We start from the raw sequence: 22,527 nt of genomic DNA on the forward strand, positions 1-22,527 counted from the left end.
CCCAGCCAAGCAGGCCAACCCACCCCACCACTGTGACAACCGAGCCCCATCCCCAACCGTCACACCAAGGTCCAGCCTTAGTTCCCCACCCTCACCACCCTCATCACCCGAACCAGAAGCCCCACAAGCCCACCGCTCAGGGCACTTCTGTCACCGTGGAGGCATAGGCTGGAACCCCCGGTTGTAACAACGGGAACCGTGTGCCCACCACCGAGCGCTCGCTCCGGCGCCCCGCCGCGTTCGGGTGGCTGTGTACACGGTTGCGCAACCCGACGTAGATGGCAGAAAGGCGCGCCCTGGCGATGACGACCCCTTCCCCTGGTTCGAGCGGTACCGGCCGAGTCATCAGCGACCTGATCGACATCCCTCTCGCCGTCCATGACGGTGACCTGGTCGTCAAGCTCACCGAGAGTACGTCGACCCGCCAGGCCCAGGCCATCGCGCAGTACGTGGTCACCCCCCAGCTCGCCGAGTGCTTCGACGAAGCCCTGGAGACCATCCGCGCCTCGGTCGTCGACAACAAGTCCCAGGCCGCCTACCTGCACGGATCCTTCGGCGCGGGTAAGAGCCACTTCCTTTCGGTGCTCTCCGCGATCTTGGACCACCACCCCGACGCCCGCAGTAAGCGCGCCCTGGCCGACCTGCTCGCCAAGCACGACAACTGGCTCTCCGGGAAGAAGTTCATCGAGGTCAAGGCGCACCTCATCGACCCCAGCATCTCCCTCGAAGCCAACATCCTCGGCGGGTACGTGCGTCAGGTGCGCGAGGAATACCCGGACGCCCCGGTCCCGGCCGTCTACCGTGCTGACGGGTTCCTCGCGGACGCCCGCGCGCAGCGGGCCAGTCAGGGGGACGCTGCCTTCATCGCCCAGCTGCCCGCCAACACAGCAGAGGGCGAGGACGCCGACGACGTCTGGGGTGACTTCGCCGGTCCCGTCTCCTGGACCACAGAGTCGCTTGACGAGGCCTTCGCCGTCCACCCCGACACCGAGGACCCCACCCAGCGCGCGCTGCGGGAGGAACTGATCAGCGCCCTGCTCGGTGGTCCCTTCCAGCGTTACGCGGGCGCTGTGGGCGACTCCAGTGACGCCTACCTCAGCATCGACGAGGGCCTGTCCGCCATCAGCCGACACGCCAAGGAACACCTGGGCTGCGACGCCGTCGTGCTGCTCCTGGACGAGCTGATCCTGCGCTTCACCGCCTTCATCGGCGACGAGGGCCGGATCAGCACCGAGGTGCAGAAGATCGCCAAGCTGGTCGAGTCCTCGCACAGCCACCGCCCCGCGCCGATCATCAGCTTCGTGCCCCGCCAGCGCGATCTGCGCGACCTGGTCGGGCTGGGCGGCGGCACCGAGGGCATCTCCCAGACCATTAGCTACTGGGACGGCCGGTTCGGTCACATCAAGCTGGCCGACGCCAACCTCACCGAGGTGGTCCAGCACCGGCTCATCAAGCCCCGTGACGCCGAGGCCAAGGCCGAGATCGACGCCGCCTTCGAACGCCTGCGCAACAGCCGCGCCGAGGTCATCGACACCCTCCTGGACAGTCAGGGCGGAGCTGACACCAGCACCGCCCAGGACTTCCGGAACCTCTATCCGTTCAGCCCCGCTCTTCTGCACGTCATGGTGGACCTGTCCTACGCGCTGCAACGCCAGCGCAGCGCCCTCAAGCTGCTCCTGCAGCTGCTGGTCAACCACCGCACCACCCTGCCCGTCGGACAGATGGTGCCGCTCGGAGCCGTCTTCGACGTGCTCATCGAGGGGGAGAGCCGCCCCTTCAAGGACCACCTCAGCGGTGAGTACGCCAAGATCAGCCACTTCTACCTCAACAGGGTCCGCCCCTGGCTGCTCCAGCGGCACAAGACCACCGAGGCCGAGGTGGCCGGGCTCGGCGTGCGCTCCCCGTTCCGCCGGGACGACCTGTTGGTCAAGACCCTGCTGCTGAGCGCGCTCACCCCCAACGTGCCCGCGCTCAAGGACCTGACCACCGGTCGGGCGATGGCGCTCAACCAGGGCATCATCAAGGCCCGGCACAGCGGTCAGGACGTGGCCGCGGCCACCCGGTTCTTCCAGGACCTACAGGCCGAGTGCGGGGAGGTCCGGGTCGGTGCCCAGACCACCAACCCCACCATCTCCCTGAACCTGCTGCGGGTGGACACCGAAGCGCTCATGCGCAGCGCCTACCCGGCCGCCAACGACCAGGCGCTGCGCCGACTGTTCAAGCGCCTGCTGTGGGAGCACTTCGGTCTGGAGCAGGGCGCCGAGCGCACCAACGCGGTCTGGCGCGGCACCCAGCGCACCGTCGAGCTCGCCTTCGGCAACGTGCGCTCCACCGACGACCTCGGGCGTGAGGAGTTCCGGCCGGTCGCCGGCAACGCGGTCCGGGTGGTCATCGACTACCCCTTCGACGACGGTGACCACAACCCCGCCGAGGACCGCCACCGGGTGCAGAGCCTGCGTGAGGAGTTCGGTGAGAGCGTCCCCGGGCTGGTGTGGCTGCCCACCTTCCTCTCCCCGCTGCGCCTCAAGGACGCGCGCCGCATCCTCATGATGGAGTACCTCCTCGAGCCCAACGTGATCGAGGAGAAGGCGCCCGACTGGAGCAGCGACGACCGCCGTGAGGCCCGGGCCCAGCTCGACAACCAGCGCAGCCAGCTGACCGTGCAGATCAAGAACCTGCTGCGCGGCGCCTACGGTCTCGTCGAGGTCGACAAGGACAGCACCGACTTCGGTGCCCCCGCCGACCCGCACATCGAACCGCTGCCGCAGGGGCTCAACATCCCCCTGGAAGCGGGCAGCCAGTTCCCCGCCGCCCTGGACCGGATCACCACCAAGCTCCTGGACCACCTCTACCCCGAGCACCCCGACCTCTCCAGCCCCACCAAGAAGGCTCCGCTGCGGCGCGCCGACCTGAGCACCGTGCTCAAGGCGGTGGAGGAGGCCAAGGCCGACAAGCTCAACCGGTACGCGAACGTACCCAAGAGCGACCTGCCGGTGCTCAAGCGGATCGCTGAACCGCTGCGGATCGCCACCGTGGGCGAGGTCTTCGTGCTGCGCGACGACTGGCAGCGCGAGATCGACCGGTTCGCCAAGATGAACATGCCGACCAGCACCGACATCCGGGTCGGTGACCTCCGGGAGTGGATCCGGGCCCGGGAGGACGGCCAGGGGCTGCCCCAGGAGATCGTCGACCTGCTCGTGCTGGTCTACGCCGTGCAGAGCGACCGGGCCTGGATCCGCGCCGGGAAGCGCTACACCGGCGCGGAGATCGGCCAGCTCGCCGACGAGATCGTGCTCCGCCAGCAGGAACTGCCCTCCGAAGAGGACTTCGACCGGGCCAACGAGCGCGCCCAGCGCGTCTTCGGGCTCTCCGCGCAGCCGCTGCTCAACAGCCGCTCCGTGCAGCGACTGGCCGAACAGCTCAAGGAGCAGGCCCACCGGCATCAGGCAGGCAGCGAACACCTGGTCCGTGAACTCACCAAGCACCTGCACATCCTCGGCCTGGACGAGGAAGCCCCGCGGCTGCGCACCGCCCGTACCGCCGACGAACTCCTCGGCCGACTCGGCGGGCTGACCGACGATACCGAGCTGGTCAACGCGCTGGGCCGGGCCGACCTGTCCGAGGAGGGCGGGGTCTACCGCACCAGCATCGCCGGGGCGGGCAACCTCGCCCAGGCCCTGGCCGCCGCGCGGTGGGACCTGCTGGACTCCCTGGAGACCATCATCCAGTCGGGTGGGGAACACGCGGCCCAGGCCGAGCAGATCCTGACCCGGCTCAGGGAGGCCGCTCGGCACAACGAGAGCAGCCAGAAGCTGGCCACGGCGCTCAGCGCCGCCAACAGCGCCGTCAGTGCCCTGAACAACCTGATCGTCCGGCAGGCCGCGGCGGCCTCGGGCGCCGCGCAGAACCCCGCCGCCCCCGCCGCCCCCGCCGCCCCCGTGCAGCCCGCACCTCCGACGGCCGGCGCCGCTCCGCAGCACACCGGTGTGACCGCCGAGCACGAACCGACCCTGCCCACCGCCGTGGACACCCCAGCGGAGTCCTGGGTGACGGTCACCCCCGGCGCAGACCTCGACTCCGTCGTGGCCGAACTGCGGTCCAAGATGGACATCCCCGAAGGCAAGAAGATCCAGATCACCATCCGGGAGGCCGAGTGAGCGGCACGGCCCACACGGCCCAACACAAGGCCACCGCACGGCCCGCGTCGCCCGCCCAGGGGCGGGTGAACGCCGAGACCGTGACGAGCGCACTCCAACGCGCCCTGGACGCCGAAGCCCGCCGGGTGGACAAGGGGCACCCGAAGTCCGGTGCCACCGCCCTCGCCCTGTCCGCCGACCCGCGCTGGGACGGCCCGGACACCCTCACCGTGCACCTTGACTCGGCCGAGGGCCCCAGCCAGACGCGTTCCGTGCGGGTGATCGGCGCCGACAGCGTCCTCACCCTCGTGCACGCCCTCAGCGGCCACAACGACGACGTCGACCACGTGGTCGTGCTCACCCCGCTCGACCCGGCCGATCTCGGCGAAGCACTGCTGGGCCGCCTCCTCGGTGAGGAAGTGCTCCGGATCGACAACTGGGAGCTGCTGCGGACCGAACTCAAGGTCACCCGGATCGACCCGCGGCTGTACTCGGGCAGTCTGCGCTGGCTGGCCGACACCCTGCGCGGCATCCGCGCCGTCAAACAACTGAAGCTGAGCACGGGCGTGCTCAAACTCGAACAGGCGCTGTCCATCGCCGTGTCCGTGCGCTTCGGCCGCGAACCCGACGAGAAGATCGACGGCGCGGCACTCCTGGAATGGACGCGCGACCCGGCCTCCGTGGCCGCCTTCACCCACCTGCACGAGGACGAACGCGAAGCTCTGCGGAGCGAGGTGGAGCAGACCCTCGGCGCCGTACCCCGGGTGCTGTTCAAGCTCCTGGACCGCGGGCTCGCCCTGGACGCCATCCCCATCGGGCTGACCCTGGCCGAACTGGACGAGGCCGCCAAGGAGGACCGCCCGGACGGGGACCCCGAGGCCGCCCGCGCCGCCCAGCACGCCCTCATCCGCGCCCAGGAACGCTACTTCGGGGCCAACCAGCCCGGCGCCAAAGACCTCAGGGACTTCGGCAGCGCCTGCACCGCGGCCCTGCTGCGGCTGCTCGACGGTACCGAGGACAACCACGCCGACGAGACCGTCCGCCGCACCGAGGAACTCCTCTTCCAGCTCGACGCCGCCCCCGTCGCGCAGGCCAGCCGCCTGCTCGACGCCGGACTGCACACCCGCCTGGCCGACCTGGGACGGCAGATCAGCCTCGCCCTGGGGGAGGGTCACGTCTCCAACGGGCCCCTGCCCAGTGCCCCACAGCCCCAGGACCTGCGCGAGGTGGAAGCGGCCCTCGCCCTCCTGAGCGACCACCGCCGCCACAGCGCCAGGGACAAACAGGACCAGGCGCGGGCCGCCACCAACGCGGTGCGGCTGCTGCGCCGCCTGGCACTCGGCTCCGCGGACCGGCCACTGGGGGAATCCACCCCCACCACCGCGCACGGGTGGATCCAGGCCCACGTCCAGGAAACCGGGTGGGTGGACCGCGCAGCCTCCGCGATCTGGCACCACCGCAGTGACGTGCCCGCCTTCGACCAGGCGCTCGGCGCCCTCTACGAGCGGGCCCGCGGCTGGCGTGCACTGGTTGACGCCGAGTTCGCGACCGCCGTCAACCGGTGGAACAGCGGGCACGCACCCACCGACACCCAACTGCGCTCCGAGAACCTCCTCAGCCAGGTTGCCCGGCCACTGGCGGAGGACCAGACGCCCCTCATCATCGTCCTGGACGGGATGAGCACGGAGGTCGCGGTCCAGCTCGCCGAGGACATCCGGGCTGGCGGCCGCCTCGCCGAGATCGGCCGCTCCCGCGGCGGCGACCACGTCGCTGTGCGCGAGGGCGCCCTGGCCACCGTGCCCTCCACCACCAACTACTCCCGGGCCTCCCTGCTCACCGGCAAGCTCGACTTCGGCAAACAGGACCGGGAACGCTCCGGGTTCGTCGCGCTGTGGAACACCCCGGCCTTCGGCAAGCGCGAAGCGGTGCTCTACCACCAGCGCGACCTCGAGACCGGGGCCGGGTTCCACCTGCCCACCGAAGTCCAGGAGCACATCGACGACACCGAGACGGTCGTGGGCGTCGTGCTCAACACCATCGACGATGCACTCGCCCGCGGTCGGGAGGGGGACGAGTCCACCTGGTCGACCAAGCAGATCGGCAAGCTCAACTCGCTGATCGAGGCCGCGGCCCGGGCCGGACGCCCTGTCGTGCTCACCTCCGACCACGGCCACGTGTGGGACCGTGGCCGCGGCGTCAAGACCCAGTCGGGGGAGTCCGCCCGCTACCGTACCGGCGAGCCCGGCGACGGTGAGATCGCCGCGACCGGCGGGCGAGTCCTGCACGGTGACGGCACCCTGGTGGTCCCCTACCGGGAGGACATCCGCTACACCGACCGCAAGGACGGCTACCACGGCGGGTTCTCCGCCGCCGAGATGGTCATCCCCGTACTGGTGTTCGTACCTGCGTTGGACACCCCGCGCCCCGGCCGCGGCGAGAGCGTCCCGGATCCCACCCCGCCCGGTTGGCAGCGGCTGAGCCCGGTCCAGGTGGAACCGGTCTGGTGGTCCCAGCCCTTGGAGAACACCCCGGCAGCCGCCTTCGACAACCGGGTCGGTGGCGCCAGCGGTAAGGCGATCCAGGCGGGTTCCCTCGGGGGATACGTGTCCTCGGGTGAGGCCCCTGGAACCGAGAACGGGGGCGGCCGTGCACGGAAGAAGAAGCCCCAGTCCAAGAAGTCCCAGCACGAGCAGACCCCCGCCCTGTTCGGTGACGAGACCTTGGGAACCCAGGTGATCGACACCCCCGCGTTCAAGGCCAGCCTGGGCCGGGTCGGCCGGGCCCCGGCCGCAGGGGAGATCGCCGCGCTCATCGACGCCCTCGTGGCCGTGGGAGGCACCCAACCGCGCCTGCCGGTCGCCGCGGCCTCCCGCGCCGCCAAGGGACCCGAAAGCCACCCGCGGGCCGTGCGGTTCCTCAAGATGGTCGGCAAGGTCCTCAACGTGGAGGCCTACCCGGTCCTGACCCTCACCGACGGTGACCGTAGCGTCGAACTCAACACCGCCCTGCTCCAGCAGCAGTTTCTTGGAGGGAACTGACCGTGAACCCCGTCAGTGCGGCACGCCGTGAGGAGGTCGTGGGCGCCCTGCGCCGCGGAACCGTCCCGCACGGTGGACTCGACCTGTTCGCCGTCGGACTCGAACGCTTCGAGAGCGCCGTCGACAAGGAACTCGGCAACGTCAGTACCGGCGGGGCCGACTTCAAGGCCGTGCGCGGTGAGTACGGGTCCGGAAAGACCTTCTTCGTCCGCTGGCTGGGCGAACGTGCCAAACGCGCCAACTTCGCGGTCACCGAGATCCAGATCTCCGAGACCGAGACCCCGCTGCACCGGCTGGAGACCGTCTACCGGCGCCTCACCGAACGCCTCACGACCGCCACCCAACCGCCCAGCGCCCTGCGCGAGATCGTGGACAACTGGGTGTACTCGCTGGAGGAGGACGTCCTCGCCGAAGGCAACGTGGACGAAAACGACGAGGAGGCACTCGACGCGGCCGTCCTGGAGCTGCTGGAACGGCGCCTGTCCGAGGTCGCGGCCGCCAATCCCGGCTTCGCCGCCGCCCTGCGCGGCTACCACCGGGCCCAGGCCGCGGGCGAGGCCGCCATCGCCGAGGCGCTCATCGCCTGGCTGGGTGGACAGCCCAACGTCGCCGCCGCGGCCAAACGCTACGCCGGTATCAAGGGCGACCTCGACCACTTCGGCGCCCTGGCCGCGCTCAAGGGGCTGCTCGTGCTGCTGCGCGACTGCGGCCACCCCGGGCTGCTGGTGGTCCTGGACGAGCTGGAGACCCTCCAACGGGCACGCACCGACACCCGGGAGAAGGCTCTCAACGCGCTGCGCCAGCTCCTGGACGAGATCGCCAACAACCAGTTCCCCGGGCTGTACCTGGTGATCACCGGCACCCCCGCCTTCTTCGACGGGCCCCAAGGCATCCAACGCCTGGCGCCCCTGGCCCAACGGCTGGCCACCGACTTCCTGCCGGACCCCCGGCACGACAACCTGCGCGCCGCCCAGGTCCGCCTCACCGGGTTCGACCTGGACAAACTCCACGACCTCGGGGTGGCGGTCCGGGAACTGTACGCCGACGGTGCGGACGATCCGCAGCGCGTACGCAGCCGGGTCGACGACAGCTACCTGCTCGGTTTCGCTGAGGCTGTCGCCGGTGAGCTGGGCGGCAAGATCGGCATCGCACCCCGCCTCTACCTGCGCAAACTCGTGGACGTCATGGACCGGGTGGACCAGAACGCCGACTTCGATCCGAGGCGGCACTACAGCCTCACCGTCGGCGGCGGCGAGCTGACCGAGGTCGAACGGGGGGCCCACGTGCAGCGGGTCGGTAGTGCCGACGAGGTGGAACTGGACCTGTGAGCGCGCCTTCGGCAGGGGCGGACGGCCCGGGGCCCAGCAGCCTTGACCTGATCCACCCCACCCTCGCCCACCACGTCGTCAACACGCTGGGCTGGCCGGGGCTGCGTCCCCTGCAGCGGGAGGCCCTGGCGCCGATCATCGACGGCGACGACGCGATCCTGCTCGCGCCCACCGCGGGAGGCAAAACCGAGGCGGCCCTGTTCCCCTTGCTCACCGCCATGGCGGGGCGGACGGGGGAGGGGCTGTCGCTGCTGTACGTGTGCCCGATCAAGGCACTGCTCAACAACCTGCTGCCCCGGGCCCAGGCCTACGCCGGGTGGCTGGGCCGCACCGCCGAGCTGTGGCACGGCGACATCTCCTCGGCCGGGCGCCAGCGCATCTTGCGCAACCGGCCTGACATCCTGCTCACCACCCCCGAGTCCCTCGAGTCGATGCTGGTGAGCACCAAGGTCGACCACCGGGCCTTCTTCAGGAACCTGCACGGCATCGTCGTGGACGAGGTGCACGCCTTCGCCGGGGACGACCGGGGCTGGCACCTGCTCGCCGTCCTCGAACGCCTGGGCCGGGTCGCCGGGAGAGACGTCCAGCGGGTAGGGCTGTCCGCGACCGTCGGCAACCCCGACGAGCTGCTCACCTGGCTGCAGGGATCCCAGGCCGGTCAGCGGCCGGGCCGGGTGATCGCCCCCGGGGTGCGCCTTCCGCAGGGCTCCCAGACTCCCGAGGAGCCTCCGCCCGGCGAAGTCGAACTCGACTACGTGGGCTCCCTGCACAACGCCGCCAAGGTCATCGCCTCCCTCCACATGGGAGAGAAGCGCCTGGTGTTCTGCGACTCCCGCAAGTACGTGGAGGAGCTCGGCCACGCCCTGCGCGAGCTCGGCGTGACCACCTTCCTATCCCACGCCTCCCTGTCCCTGGACGAACGCCGACGCGCCGAAGCCGCCTTCGCCGAGGCCCGCGACTGCGTCATCGTCGCCACCAGCACCCTGGAACTGGGCATCGACGTGGGCGACCTGGACCGGGTCATCCAGATCAACGCGCCGGGAACGGTCGCCTCCTTCCTGCAGCGCATCGGCCGCACCGGACGCCGGAAGGGCAGCGCCCGCAACTGCCTGTTCCTGGCCGTGGACACATCCGGGCTGCTGGACGCCGCCGGACTCCTGCACCTGTGGGGACGGCACTGGGTGGAACCGGTGACCCCCACCCCCGAACCCCGGCACATCGTCGCCCAGCAACTGCTCGCCCTGTGCCTGCAGGAACCCGAGGTGGGGGAGCGGCTGTGGCCCGAGTGGTGGGGCGGCCTGGAACCCTTCCACCAGGGCATGCCGATCGCCGCCCACCTGATCCGGGAGGGGTTCATCGACCTGGACGGCGGGCTGATGATGATCGGCCCCGAGGCCGAGAAGCGCTTCGGCCACCGCCACTTCATGGAGCTGACCAGCGTCTTCACCGCGCCGCCCCAGTTCACCGCCCTGCAGGGCCGCACCGAGATCGGTCGGGTGGACCCGGCGCTGCTGGCCGCCGACGAGAAGGAAACCGGGCCCCGCCGCCTGCTGCTCGCCGGCCGCACCTGGGCGGTGACCGGCGTGGACTGGCGTCGGCAGCGGTGCTTCGTCGAACCGGTCGACGGCGGCGGAGGCAAGGCCAAGTGGGACTCGGGCGGCCACCTGGGGTCCTTCTTCGACCTCACCCGCGCGGTCCGCGAGGTGCTGCTCGGTGCCGACCCGAAGGTGCGGCTCACCCAGCGCGCGGTCAAGGCCCTGGCCGAGGCCCGCGAGGACCACCTGGACCAGGTCCACCCGGGCGGGTCGGTCATCGTCCGCGCCACCAACGGCGACCTGCGCTGGTGGACCTGGGCGGGCGCGAGGGCCAACCTGACCCTGATGGCCACCCTGGGCCCGGCCGCTGACCCCAAGCAGCAGCCCAACGACGCCTGCCTGAGGTTGAACCCCGAGCTCGACCCGCGCACCTGGGCCGCCGCCAAGGAGGCCGCGGGGGAGCGGGTCACCCTGCCGTCGGTGGCCACGCGCGCCCTGGACGGCCTGAAGTTCAACGCGGCCCTCCCCACACACCTGGCCGAGCGCACTCTGTCGGCGAGGTTGGCCGACGTCGAGGGCGCCAGAGCCCTACTGAAGGAACCCACCCGCTTCGTGCACGCCTGATCCGCTACCAGGACCCAGAAACAAAGGTAGGACCCCCATGGCGGTAGACACCTTCGACAGCACCAAGGAGTTCCTCGAGGAACTGCTCAAGAAAGTGGCCGACGGCCGTATCCAACTTCCCGACTTCCAACGGGGCTGGGTATGGCCACACAGCGGCATCGCCAGCCTCATCGCCTCCATCTCCCAGGGGTACCCGGTCGGCACCCTCATGTTCCTCCGGACCGGCGGACAGTCCAGGTTCAAGGAGAGGCCGGTCGAAGGGGTGGTGCTCCGCGAGAAGAGGGAAGCCGAAACCCTCATTCTTGACGGCCAGCAGCGCATGACCTCCCTCTTCCAGGCCATTTCCCTCGATGCCCCCGTCCAGACCTACGACGAGCGGGGAAAGAGGACCACCGGCTGGTTCTACCTCGACATCGAGGCAGCTGTGGACCCGGCGATCGACCGTGAACAGGCGGTGCGGTTCCTTCCCGCAGACCGCATTGTGCGCAGCTTCCGCAACGACATCCGCCTGGACTGCTCCACCCCGGAGAAGGAGTACGAGGCCAAGCTCTTCCCCCTCCACCAGATTCTCGACTCCGGCGACTGGGCCGAAGGGTTCCGGGAGCACTACGAGTACGCTAAGGACATTCGGGAGCTGTGGAAAGCCTTCAACACCGAGGTCGTCAAACGCTTCGAGAAGTACCAGCTGCCCATGATCGAGCTCGGGCGCGAAACACCACGTGAAGCCGTGTGCCAGGTCTTCGAGAAGGTCAACACTGGTGGCGAAGCGCTGACCGTATTCGAGCTGCTGACCGCGACCTTCGCCGCGGACGAGTTCGAACTGCGTCCGGACTGGCAGAAGAGGCGGAACACGTGGCTTCGGGACAGCCGCTACCGGGTCCTGGAGCAGGTGAAGGACACCGACTTCCTGCAGATCGTCACCCTCCTGGCCACGCAGGAACGGAACCAGGTGTGGCTGGCCGGCGGGGGTGACGCCGAGCGGGCACCCAGAGTAGGTTGCCGCCGCACCGAGATGCTCCGGCTGTCGTTGGAGGACTACCGGGCATGGGCTGACCGGGCCGTCGACGCTTTGCTGAGGACGGCGCGGTTCCTGTACAGCGAGTGCGTCTACGACACCCGGTTCCTGCCGTACGGAACACAGATCATCCCCCTGGCCGCCATCTTCGCCACTCTGGGAGGGGAGGCGGACAGCTCAGCGGCACACAAGGCGATCTCCCGGTGGTTCTGGTGCGGGATCCTCGGCGAGATGTACGGGGGGAGCACCGAATCCCGGTTCGCGCGCGACCTGCCGGAGGTCGTCGCCTGGGCGCGTGGGGGAGACCACCTGCCCCGTACGGTCGAGGAGGCCCAGTTCTCCGCTGGGCGGCTGGACACGTTGCGGACCCGGAACAGCGCCGCGTACAAGGGTCTCTACGCTCTTCTCCTCAAACGTGACGTCATCGACTGGCGCACGGGCGCGAACATCAAGGAAGACACCTACTTCGACCACGCCGTCGACATCCACCACGTCTTCCCGCAGAAGTGGTGTGAGGTCCAGGGCATCGCCCGCGACCGGTTCGACAGCATCGTCAACAAGACACCGCTGTCCGCCAGGACCAACCGTGCGATCGGCGGCGCGGCGCCCAGCAAGTACGTCAAACGCCTGGAGGACCTGTCCTCGACCAGGGAAATGGACACCTACCTGAAGTGCCACCTCATCCACCCGTCCCACCTGCGCGGGGATGACTTCGAGGCTTTCTACGTGGCCCGGTCCGCCGCTCTGCTGGGGTTGGTGACCGAGGCCATGGGCAAACCGGTGACACCGGCCGACGAGTAGCGGGCGAGAGGACCTGGAGGGAAATGGTCGCGCAGGAGACCGCGATGGTGAACAACTCCGCGGTGTTCAATAACCCGGTCGAGTTCCTCAAGATGGTGCAGCTGGGCCATCTACACGGGAACCTGTTCATTTACCAGTACAACGCGGAGGGGTTGGAACCGGAAGCGAAGAGCTGGCAGTACCAGAAGTACCTGGCCGATACCTTCCACCCGGCGTCGAGGGAAGCCTATGAGCGTTTCGTTGAGCTCTTCAAGGACCGGCGCTGGGCAGTCCTTGTCGGTGAGCCCGGCAGCGGACGGGAGACTGCGGCGATAGCGCTGCACACGTCGTGTGGCCTTCAGGTCCACCAAGTCCAGTTCGGTCAGGTTAACGACAACCCGGACGAGACACCGCACAGCCGTCTGAGCAGGACCAAACTGATCCCCGGCGCCGGCTACATCGTCGACCTCACCATGCTGAAGAGCCTTGACGGGCGGGTCGTCGACGCGATCAGAGAGCTGAGGCAGAAGTTGGACGGACACGATTCCGCGCTGACCGTCATCACCCCGCCGGGAACGTACGACACCGCCTTTCCCGACGCACCGGTTTTCCAGGTGGACCGGCCCCACGCCATCGACGTACTCGCCGAGCATCTCAAGTACTTCCCCGATGCCGAGGGCATCGAGGCGTTGGCACGATGGCCGCAGGTGAAGACGCTCATGGCCAAGGCGTCACCCGCGGACGCGGTCCGTATGGCCAACGTCGGGCTCCGGGCCCACGCCGCACGCGACACACACGAGATCATGAGTACGTGGATCAACGAGGCCATCGGGATCTACGGCGACTGGAAAGCCGAACTCGACCGGTGGTTCGACGAACACAGGGGCGGACCCGAAGCCGCGTGGACTCGTATCGTCCTCATCTCCGTCGCCGCGTTCGAAGGACTGGACAGCGAAAGGGTACTCAGCGCCGCTGACACTCTGGCCCCGATGCTGCGGGTCGAGAAGGGTGACGCCGGTGGTCTCACCGGTCTCGGTGTGGAACCCACGCTCAGGCTCGTCGGGGCCGAACGCGGCAAGGACGGCCGGGTACGGTTCACCAAGCCCGAATACGCGGCCGCTGTCCTTGACTACGTGTGGTCCCAGCTGCCGCGGATCCACACGGAACTGCTGGCCTGGACCGACGCTATCGCGGCAGAGCACCCAAAAGAGTGCCTCGACGCGGTGCGCGACGCCTGGGTCGGCCTGGCACTGCGCAGGAACGATCCCGAGTTGACCATTCAGCTACTCAACGAGTGGATGGAGGGGAAGGCCCCCAGGAGGGCCGTGGCGGGATTGGCCGCGGAAGTCGCTTCCTGGCCTGATTTCGGCAGCAAGATGCGGCGAAAACTCTACGACTGGGCGAGGAAGCCGAAGACGGACGAACACGCCGTTGTGGTGGCCACGGCCTGCGCCATTTACAGCCGTGACGACGCCGTCTCCGCACTGTTCCGCCTGAAATGGCTGGCTCAGGCGGACTCAGTGAAGGTACGCGAGGCCGCACTCGACGCGCTGGACGAGATGGCCGAGGACACTGAAAGGTTGTTCGACGTCGTCCGGGTGGTTGTGGATGACTGGAGCCACGCGGGCGTTCCCGTCCAACGCCGGGAGATCGCTCACCGGTTCGTCACCGATCGCTTGGCCCGCGCCGAAGGCGGGGTGCCCGAGCTCCTGCTGAGGATCGAGTCCGCGTCAGGTGACCTTCCCGAAAGGACGATGTGTCTTGCCGCGGACATGTGGCGATTGGCCCTCGGCCAACGGGTCGATGAGGTCACGCTGAAGGCGGTCGGCCCGTGGGTGTCCTGCGTTCTGACGTCTGAAGCCAGGTTCGCACTGGTCACCCGAATCTTCGTGGCGGCGATCGCGGGCACCGAGAGGCGGCTCGGCAGCGCCGAGGCGAGCCGCCGTACCGTCGCGCTTGGACGGGCGGTCGTCGAGTGGTGCGAGCGTCACGGGGTCGATCAGGGTTCCAGGGCCGTGTACGGGTTGTTGACACGGCTTTACACCGCACACGAACCCTTCCGTGAGACGGGCAGGTGACGGTGGTTTCCAGGGGCTGGTGCACACAGAACCATGCGGGGCTGCCCTGGAACGGACGTATTGGTCCCTGCTGGCGCCGTTGTGTGTCCCGGGCGCGAACCCGCACCAGGGAGACACAGACGCACCCGAACCCGCCGGGACGCCCTATTCCAGCCAGCCCACGATGCTGACGGAGGCATCCGTGTCGGATGCGGATTCGCGTTCCGGGAGCACCGTCTCGAGGAGGCGGGGGTCGTCTGGGTCGTCGAGGTCGACGAAGTAGACGTCGGTGTCCCTGGCGTACGTATTGCCGGCGTTGCGGTTCGACGCCAGGATGACCGCCGCGTCGTTGGACGGTGAGACCTGGAGACCGTCGACCCCGTGCCTCTCCATTTCCGGGATGACGGTCTCGTGGGCCTCGACCTCACCCGACTCGTTCAGGGTGAGCCGCATGAGCGGACCCCACTCGTGCTCGTCGCCTTGGCTGCCGCGCTGACTCAGCTTCCCGCCCGCCAGGTACTCCCCGTCCTCACCAAGCTGCTGCACGGTGCGGTATTGGAGCTGCTCGCCGTGGCGTGCGCCGGGGGCCGTGAAGTCGATCGCGCTGGGGGAGAAGGTCTGCCCGTAGGTGAAGTACTCGACCGAGGCGGATCCCCGGTCCAACTCGGTCTCCGTGGTCTCGGTCTGGAACTCGACCAGCTCGCCGTCGGTGTCGAAGGTCCAGTTGGGGAACTCCGCCGTCCCCTCGTCCTTCGGTTCCTCCTCTTCGGCCATGCCGATGGAGCGGAGTTCGGCCTCGTCGTCGCTGTCGTAGACGGCGTACCAGAGTCGCTCTCCGTCGGGCTGGAAGGAGAGCCCTCCGAGCCTGTACCCGCCGGTGATGCTGTCGCTGGGCGGTTCGATCCGGTGGATCAGCTCGGCCTCGTGCTCCTGCCCCTCGAGCCGGTACACGAGCAGGTCGGACTCGTCGGTCTGCTCTTCCAAGTAGGCCACGTGGGAGAAGTCCTGGGTGAATCGCAGTGAACCTTGGGCCATCGAACCGTGGGCGGAGACCTCCCCGGCGGTGATGCTGGCGCGTTGCGTGCCCTCCTCGGGATCGTGGACCGTCAGGACGACCTCCTGCGCCCGCCCGCCCTCTCCGGAGGAAACGCCCGTCAAGGCGGCGACCACGAACCCTGAGTGGTCCGTGAACCCCGTGGGTGCGGCGTCGGCCTCGTTGACGCCCGGGTCGGCGGCGGTGGTTTCGTCCGGTTCCTCTGCCGACGCGCAGGCCGTGACCAAGGTAAGGGAGGCAGCCGCGGCGATAGCCGGGGCGGAGGCCGCGCGGGGGTGGGGGAGCGGGCTCATGGGCAAGCGCATCCATAGTCCTTTTGCGTCAGGCATCTCAGAAACGAGGACAGGGACAGGGGTCCGCGGTGCCCGAGCATCATACGCACGGAGCGGTGCCGCACGTGGGAGTACGTACTTTTCGGTGGTCCGCATTTATTGCTGCGTGGCTTCGGGGAGGGTGCCTGGTGAAGTGCGCCAGATCCGAAAGCAACGGCTCGATCCGGCTGTCCCCTCCAGAACCGCGGCACGGGGCCCGCTGATCGTGATAACGGCGGCTGTTAGCGTTGGCGCCACGCTGAACTCCCCCACATGGACCGGACACAAAAGGAAAATGACTGACCAGAGCACTGTTCTGCGACTGCGACTCCCCGACACGGCGACGGAACTGCCCCCGAACGCGCCGCGAAGCATCGGATCGTACAGGCTGGTGGCGAGGCTGGGATCCGGCGGCATGGGCGTGGTGTTCGCAGGTGTGGGACCGAACGGCGACGCGGTGGCGGTCAAGACCGTGCACGGTGACCTGGCGGCTACTCCCGAGTTCCGTGCCCGATTCGCCCGCGAGGTCGAACTGCTCCGGCGGGTCGGCGGAACCTGTGTCGTCCCTCTTCTGGACACCGACGTGCGGCCTGGCGCCCCTGGCTGGTGACCCCTCTATCAGGACGCTGCCGCTCGTCGGGCGGTCCATGCCGCTGACGCTGTACAGCAGCGTCGATTTCCCGGACCCGGGCGGCCCGCCCTCGATGAACTCGCCCGTGCCCTCGACGTGGTCGCCCACCTCCACGCGCATGCTCTGCCATCCCTCCTCGTCCTCGGCACTACCAGTCACATCCGGTCAGTGGCCGGGCATGTGCGGGCTGGGGATCCGGACGGCGAAAACCCCTGCGAGGCAAGGGATCCGTGCCGTGACGGCCACAGGAGAGTGGCCCCGTTCGGGGTGCCGGGTACCAGCCCTTCACGGGGAGTGTGGGGAGCGGCTCATCTGATCCGGAGCTGTCTCCCCCTACCCCCGGAGGTTCCGTGCCGCGCACCAGTCAGCACAACAAACGATGTGAGACTGCCACCAAGCTCGCGTGCGTCTGCTCCACCTGTGGAAGCAGCCTCCACGGCTGGAGTGGCCACGTAGAACGGGCCCGTCGCGGCGAGGAGGGTGTCAGGGAACTACGTGAACCCGCGCAGGAGCGCTGGTGGGAGCAGAAGCGCCATTTCGAGAAGAAGGGGCACCTGACACCTACCAAATACCTGCGGCAGGCCGGCGGCGCCGTGGTCGTGGCGGGCGCGGTTTCCTGGCTGTCAGCCGACGGAGCCAGGGTCCAGCGGGTGGCGCGTCTCGGACGTGCGCTCAACGAGGAGATCTTCGACGACAAGCTCTGGCAGCACGCCAAGCGGCAGGGCGAAGAGGAACCCCCGACCCGCGCCGAGTACGGTCGCGCGATCGCGGGGCACTTCTGGTGCGACCTGCTCATCGAGATCGCGAACGCCGTGGATCAGGGCGCCAAGCTGATCAACAGGGTGCCCGAGGAGCTCACGGATGAGGTCCTGGAACACCACGACGCGGTGAAGTGGGATCCGCTACGCACTGCGCTCACGGAGGACGCGCTGAACCTGCTCTGGAACAGCGCCCACCAGGTTCTGGGCACCGACCTGGCCTTGCCCGCCGTGTACCTGCGCGTCCTCGCGGTCCTCATCTGCCTCGACCCCGGCGCCCACCCGCGCGTCGCACGGGGCGGCCTCCGCCCCTTGACAGCCGATGACCTTGCCCCCAGCTCCACGCTCGGCCGTCGAGGGTTGAGACAGGGGCAAGATCATCGCGGCTTAGGGTACGGATCCGGCCCGGGTGACGGTGGCCAGGATGTATCCGGGGCGCTTGAGGTCCTGCCAGGTGAAGCGGACGATGCGCACCCCCGGATACCACGCCTGGAGTGCGTTCTGCCGTTCGCGGTCCCGCGCAAGGACCTGGGGGAGGCTGTGCGGTCCGATGCCGTCGGCCTCGCCGATGACCTTGAGGTGCTCCCACCAGAAGTCGACCACGCCGATGAGCCTGCCGTTACCGTCGACGAAGCGGCGCTGGAGGTCTGTGGGCGGCAGCCCTCCGTCGACGCAGGCCAGACGTACCCGGGTCTCCAACGGGCTCTGCGCCCTGCCGTCGGCCAGGGGCCACCACCGCCGGACTCGAACACACCCGCGGCGTCCGCGGTTGGCGTGCTCGAGGTGCTCGAAATCCTCCTGGCGGATCAGCTGCAGGTTGAGCGCCGAGTCCATCAGGCACACGGCGGTCTTCCGCCCTACCCGGAGAAGGGTGTCGCGCAGGGTTCTGCCCGGGGTGGTCAGGCGGAGGGGGCCGTCGGTGATGACCTCTCCTGGCCGGACCTTCCACGTGTGCAGCGCGATGCTGTGGACGTGGCGTTGCTGGCCCAGACCGGGCACCACCATGTGCAGTGTGTGGCCGTCCCATGCCGGTAGCCCTTGCATTCCCCACAGGAGCGCTGCGGTCTCTCCGGCGGCGAAGGACTCGGGTCCGAGCGCCAGTTGTGCGGCCATCACAGCTGACCGCAGGTGCCGATCCGGGCTGTCGCGGTCCAGGAGGGCGCGCACGGAGTAGACACCCGTATAGGGGTGTCCCCACGTGCGGTTGCGCAGCAGGCGGCGGACGTCGTTCTTGGCGAGTCCGGCGTCCCTGACCTGGGGCCAGCTGACCAGTCCGTACTGATCTGAAGCCACGGTGAGGGCCGAGGAGAGTGCGGCGGTGAGGGCTGAACAGGATGCCCGGGCTGGGGCTGAGGGGGATGCCCGCGTGAGGGCCGAGCAGGGTGCGGGATTGGGGGCAGGCGAGGAGGTGGAGTGTGAGTCCATGCGTCAACGGTGCTCCTCCGGGATCGAAACCGCCAGGCGTCCCCCGTTGCTTATGGAAAACCCGCCCCAACCCCCGATGACCTTGCCCCCAGCTCCACGCTCGGCCGTCGAGGGCGGAGACAGGGGCAAGATCATCGCGAGAACGGCCGCACTCAGAAGCCCAGCTCCCGCAGCCACGCGAGCAAGTCGTCCTCCCTGCCCGACGCCGCCTCCTCGGTCCAGGCGCCCAGCTCTCGGGCGTCGACCACCGAACCGTCCCTCAGGTAGATCACCCGGTCGGCCCGGGCCGCGCAGGCCGGGTCGTGGGTCACCATGACCAGCGTCGTGCCCTCCCGGTGCACATCGGTGAGCGCGTCCATCACCTCGGTCGTCATGGAGCTGTTCAGCGCACCCGTCGGTTCGTCCGCGAACAGGATGGCTGGCTCGCACGCCAGCGCCCGGCAGATCGAGGCGCGCTGCAACTGGCCCCCCGACACCTGGGTGATGCCGTGCCGCCCCACGTGCTCGATCCCGAACCGCGCCATGAGCGCGTCCACGCGGTTGATCGCGGCATCCTTCTCCCGCGACCCCGCCTTCCTAGGAAGCGCCTTGAGCGCGGGCAGCAGGATGTTGTCCCGGACGTTGAGGTTGCTCAGGAAGTACGCCTGCTGGAACACGAACCCCATCCGGGTCAGCCGCACCCGGCTCATCTCCGTATCGTTCAGCGAGGTCAGGTCGCGCCCGTCCAGCAGGACGCTCCCGCTCGTCGGGCGGTCCATGCCGCTGACGCTGTACAGCAGCGTCGACTTCCCGGAACCGGACGACCCCATCACCACCAGGAACTCGCCCCTGCGCACGGACAAGTCGATCCCGCTGAGGACCTGCGTGGGCGGCTCGGTGGAGTGGAAGGTCTTGCTCAGCGCCCGCGACTCCAACGTGAGCTCGTCGACCTGTGACATGTGCGCTCCTCTTTTCCTTACCTCAAACTCCGCTCAACCTCTGGCTCTGCTCAGCCCCTGAGCCACGAGCTCTTGTCGGCGCCGCGCAGCCGTGCGGTGAGCACCACCGCACCCAGGTATCCGGAGCCGACCAGCGCCAGCGGGAACACCGCGTACACCATCAGCGGATTGGTGATGAACGCGAGGTCCACGATCCCCGGCCCCGCCAGCGAGACGGCCAGGCCCACCAACGACTCCCCGGCCGTGGCCGCGAACGCCAGGCCGGCCACCGTGCCGACCACCATCGCCAGGAGGATCTTGGCCCTGACCTGGGTGATGATCTCGCCGGTGGAGAAACCGAGGGCGGACAGCACCCCCATCCTGCGGCGCTCCCGGGTCAGCCGCAGGTTCAGGAACAGGGTGGTGATGAGCGCCGCCACCCCGACCCCGAACACGAAGGCCAGCACGGCGGCGCTCTGGAAGGCACCGGTCACGTACGACAGCGTCTGCTGCACGTACTCCCGCATCGGCACGACCGAGGCAGCCGGATGCTGGTCGCGGTAGTCGGCGGCCACGGTGGTCGGGTCCGCCCCCTCGACCGTGTCCGCGTAGACGACGTACGCTGCCGCACCGGTTTCCTGCTCACCCTGGGCCTTGGCCGTGTAACCGCCGCTGGTGACGTCCTGGTAGACGCCGCTGACCTCGGTCGCAGTTGGCTCGCCGCCGCCGTCGCGCAGGGCCAGTTCATCTCCGACGCCGACTCCGTACCGCTCCGCGTTCAGAGCCGACAGCGCGATCTGGCCGGACCCGGGCGGCCCGCCCTCGATGAACTCGACCGTGCCCTCGGCGTGGTCGCCCACCTCCACCCGCATGCTCTGCCACCCCTCCTCGCCCTCGGCCTCATACAGCACCTGGGCGAAGACGCGCACGTCCGTCAGCTTGTCGTCGGCGTGCATGTCCGCGAGCACGTCCTCGCGTACGGCGTCGACGTCGTCGGAGAACTGCAGGTCGGCCCGGAGATCGCTCTGCGGGGCACCCAGGTAGGTGACGAAGCGCGGGCTGTCGAAGGTGCTCAGCAGGTTCATCGGGAGCGTCATGAGGACGGCCGCCAGGAAGAAGACCATGGGGATCAGGACCCACTGCCGGGCCTCCGCCCGCAGGTCCAACCAGGCCAGGCGCCCGCTGACGCCCAAGCCCATGGCCGTGCCCAAGCCCGTACCCGCGCCCACGCCGCGGTACGAGGTCAGGCCGCCGCGCCGGGCGTTCCTGGCCTGCCTCCGTGCCCGGCGGGCGGTCTGGCGCTCGTCGAGGGTGCTGCCGTGGACGAGGGCACCCACGACCTGGATCCTCCGCACACCCCGCAGGACGCCCCGGCACAGGGCCATGACGAACAGGTAGACGACCGTGAGCGCGATGACGGGTACCAGGAACGTCAGGGGGCCGGTCGGCGCCTCGGCGTAGTTCACCTGGATGCCGCGCGTCAGCAGGTCGGTCGCCACCAGGGCCAGGGCGCCGCCGACCAGGCAGGCGAACAGGGTCATGACGCTGTACTTGGCCAGGTACAGGCCCGCGATCGACCTGTCGGGGAGGCCGATGGCCTTCATCGCGCCGATCTCGCGCACCTCGTCCTCCAGGGACCCGCGGATCACGAAGCGCACGTTGAGCAGGGCGATCGCGATGAGCAGCACGCTCACGAACACCAAGGCCACCGCCACCAGGCCGTCGCTGAACGCGTTGACCATGCGGATCATCTGGAAGGTGACCGCCTGGCCGTTCTTCGGCAGGGCCTCGTCGGCCTCGTAGGCGCGCTGCAACTCCGACGCGTCGGAGGGGTCGGCCAACCGGTACTCGGCGATGATCTCGGGGTCGCCGCCTCCGGCCCGCTCCAGCGCCGCGAAGTCGGCTTCGGACACCAGGAACCGGGTGGCCGAGGACAGGGAGGAAGCCATCTGCGCATCGCGTACGAAGCCCTCGATACGCAGGTCGTGGTGGCCGGTGTCCGTCCGGATCCGGAGTTCGTCGCCGACCTCCAGGTCGAAGCTCTCCTGGTAGGCCACCGGGACGTGGACCCCGCCCTCGGCCGGGCGGGCGATACCACCGGTTTCGTCGAGCAGGAAGTCGAACTCGTCGTTCTGCGTCACGAAGAGGTTGTCGACCAGGCTGTCGGACAGGTCCCCCGACTCGCCGGTGGCGGGCCGCTGCCAGGAGACGGTCGGCCCGTCGAAGCCGAGCATGTCGACGACGTGCCAGGCCTCGATCTCCGGGTGCTCGGAGGCGAACCGCTCCAGGGCTTCGGGGTCGTGGTCGCCCGTGTGCATCTGCAGGAAGTGCGGGGGCTTGGCTTCCTCGAAGAGCTGGTCGACCGACCCGACCAGGCGTTCCATCACCATGGCCCCGGTGGCCATGAGGAACGCGCTGAGGGTCAGGACCACGACGAGTGCGACGCTGACCGCCTTGTTCTTGGTCAGGTCGTTGGCGGCGTGGCGCAGGTACAGGGAGTCCGGCCGCCTCATCGCGGGCTCAGTAACCGTGGAAGCGGGACAGGGGGAAGGAAGGAGGAGTGGACCAGGGGGAGGTAGGGGGTGCGGGAGAGGGCCTGGGAGGGAGCCCGGAAGCGGGGTGCTCTCACCGGCTGTGCGCCTGGGGAAACCCTGTCCGGCGGCTCGGCGCTCACCTGCGGACTGGGGACGGTGCCCGTCATACCGTTCAATCTAGATTCGTGCCCGTCGGCGTACATCCGGGAAGGGCCCCAGTTTTCGGTGGGGGACACCCTGACGTTGCCGGAGTCCGACCCCCGGGCCGGGCCAGGGCCGACCGTGCAGGGGCCGCCGACCGTGCAGGGGGGCCGTCGGCGAGCAGCGGCACCGGCGGTAACATCTGCCGGACCTGCCTCCGTTGTGCGCGGTCGCGGGAGTTCT

General features: G+C 69.1%; 13 protein-coding genes and 1 pseudogene. 7 read left to right on the forward strand and 7 right to left on the reverse strand.

Annotation, left to right across the window (positions count from 1 at the left end; translation table 11 throughout):
• Positions 1-302 precede the first annotated feature (302 nt).
• Genes ACYVDG_RS01385 through ACYVDG_RS01410 form a run of 6 tightly spaced genes read left to right on the forward strand, consistent with a single transcriptional unit; the run spans position 303 to position 14,534 of the window.
• Complete coding sequence (locus ACYVDG_RS01385) at positions 303-4,157, forward strand: DUF6079 family protein (protein ID WP_460745989.1); 3,855 nt, start codon at positions 303-305, stop codon at positions 4,155-4,157.
• Complete coding sequence (gene pglZ / locus ACYVDG_RS01390) at positions 4,154-7,174, forward strand: BREX-2 system phosphatase PglZ (protein ID WP_460745993.1); 3,021 nt, start codon at positions 4,154-4,156, stop codon at positions 7,172-7,174. The genes ACYVDG_RS01385 and pglZ overlap by 4 nt, the downstream gene beginning before the upstream one ends.
• Positions 7,175-7,176: 2 nt before the next feature.
• The gene (brxD, locus tag ACYVDG_RS01395; RefSeq protein WP_460745995.1) at positions 7,177-8,502 is read left to right on the forward strand and encodes a BREX system ATP-binding protein BrxD; all 1,326 of its coding nucleotides are present in this window, start codon (positions 7,177-7,179) and stop codon (positions 8,500-8,502) included.
• Positions 8,499-10,661 carry a DEAD/DEAH box helicase gene (locus ACYVDG_RS01400; protein WP_460745997.1) on the forward strand — a complete coding sequence of 721 codons (2,163 nt, stop codon included), beginning with the start codon at positions 8,499-8,501 and terminating at the stop codon, positions 10,659-10,661. The genes brxD and ACYVDG_RS01400 overlap by 4 nt, the downstream gene beginning before the upstream one ends.
• Positions 10,662-10,698: 37 nt before the next feature.
• The gene (locus ACYVDG_RS01405) at positions 10,699-12,477 is read left to right on the forward strand and encodes a GmrSD restriction endonuclease domain-containing protein (protein ID WP_460745998.1); all 1,779 of its coding nucleotides are present in this window, start codon (positions 10,699-10,701) and stop codon (positions 12,475-12,477) included.
• Between the two features lie 44 nt (positions 12,478-12,521).
• Positions 12,522-14,534 (forward strand): hypothetical protein, encoded by a 2,013-nt coding sequence (locus ACYVDG_RS01410; protein WP_460745999.1) that lies wholly within the window; start codon positions 12,522-12,524, stop codon positions 14,532-14,534.
• A gap of 144 nt (positions 14,535-14,678) precedes the next feature.
• Here ACYVDG_RS01410 and ACYVDG_RS01415 read toward each other — a convergent pair whose 3' ends face one another.
• A complete protein-coding gene (locus tag ACYVDG_RS01415) occupies positions 14,679-15,860 on the reverse strand; it encodes a hypothetical protein (RefSeq protein ID WP_460746000.1) in 1,182 nt (393 codons plus the stop codon).
• Between the two features lie 409 nt (positions 15,861-16,269).
• Here ACYVDG_RS01415 and ACYVDG_RS01420 point away from each other — a divergent pair, with 409 nt between their 5' ends.
• Positions 16,270-16,488, forward strand: coding sequence for a hypothetical protein (locus ACYVDG_RS01420; protein WP_460746263.1), 219 nt, complete (start codon positions 16,270-16,272; stop codon positions 16,486-16,488).
• Between the two features lie 33 nt (positions 16,489-16,521).
• Here the strand turns inward: ACYVDG_RS01420 and ACYVDG_RS01425 are convergent.
• The 6 genes and pseudogenes from ACYVDG_RS01425 to ACYVDG_RS01450 form a co-directional block, all read right to left on the reverse strand.
• Positions 16,522-16,629 (reverse strand): annotated as a pseudogene (locus ACYVDG_RS01425) (hypothetical protein); the annotation flags it as partial.
• A 503-nt stretch (positions 16,630-17,132) separates the two neighbouring features.
• Positions 17,133-17,387 carry a hypothetical protein gene (locus ACYVDG_RS01430; RefSeq protein ID WP_460746001.1) on the reverse strand — a complete coding sequence of 85 codons (255 nt, stop codon included), beginning with the start codon at positions 17,385-17,387 and terminating at the stop codon, positions 17,133-17,135.
• A 24-nt stretch (positions 17,388-17,411) separates the two neighbouring features.
• Positions 17,412-17,648, reverse strand: a complete 237-nt coding sequence (locus tag ACYVDG_RS01435) for a hypothetical protein (RefSeq protein ID WP_460746003.1) — start codon at positions 17,646-17,648, stop codon at positions 17,412-17,414.
• 6 nt (positions 17,649-17,654) lie between these two features.
• Positions 17,655-18,560: a hypothetical protein gene (locus ACYVDG_RS01440; protein WP_460746005.1), complete on the reverse strand. Its 906-nt coding sequence runs from the start codon at positions 18,558-18,560 to the stop codon at positions 17,655-17,657.
• A 284-nt stretch (positions 18,561-18,844) separates the two neighbouring features.
• Complete coding sequence (locus ACYVDG_RS01445; RefSeq protein WP_460746006.1) at positions 18,845-19,630, reverse strand: ABC transporter ATP-binding protein; 786 nt, start codon at positions 19,628-19,630, stop codon at positions 18,845-18,847.
• A gap of 50 nt (positions 19,631-19,680) precedes the next feature.
• Positions 19,681-22,122, reverse strand: a complete 2,442-nt coding sequence (locus tag ACYVDG_RS01450) for an ABC transporter permease (protein WP_460746008.1) — start codon at positions 22,120-22,122, stop codon at positions 19,681-19,683.
• Positions 22,123-22,527: the final 405 nt, after the last annotated feature.

The sequence above is a fragment of the Nocardiopsis oceani genome (genome assembly GCF_054777395.1).

Excerpts from the sequence above, each read along its gene's own strand:
- ACYVDG_RS01410 (WP_460745999.1), top strand. The coding sequence starts at position 12,522 with ATGGTGAACAACTCCGCGGTGTTCAATAACCCGGTCGAGTTCCTCAAG.
- ACYVDG_RS01385 (WP_460745989.1), top strand. The coding sequence starts at position 303 with ATGACGACCCCTTCCCCTGGTTCGAGCGGTACCGGCCGAGTCATCAGC.
- ACYVDG_RS01450 (WP_460746008.1), bottom strand. The coding sequence starts at position 22,122 with ATGAGGCGGCCGGACTCCCTGTACCTGCGCCACGCCGCCAACGACCTG.
- ACYVDG_RS01405 (WP_460745998.1), top strand. The coding sequence starts at position 10,699 with ATGGCGGTAGACACCTTCGACAGCACCAAGGAGTTCCTCGAGGAACTG.
- ACYVDG_RS01445 (WP_460746006.1), bottom strand. The coding sequence starts at position 19,630 with ATGTCACAGGTCGACGAGCTCACGTTGGAGTCGCGGGCGCTGAGCAAG.
- ACYVDG_RS01415 (WP_460746000.1), bottom strand. The coding sequence starts at position 15,860 with ATGAGCCCGCTCCCCCACCCCCGCGCGGCCTCCGCCCCGGCTATCGCC.
- ACYVDG_RS01435 (WP_460746003.1), bottom strand. The coding sequence starts at position 17,648 with ATGATCTTGCCCCTGTCTCAACCCTCGACGGCCGAGCGTGGAGCTGGG.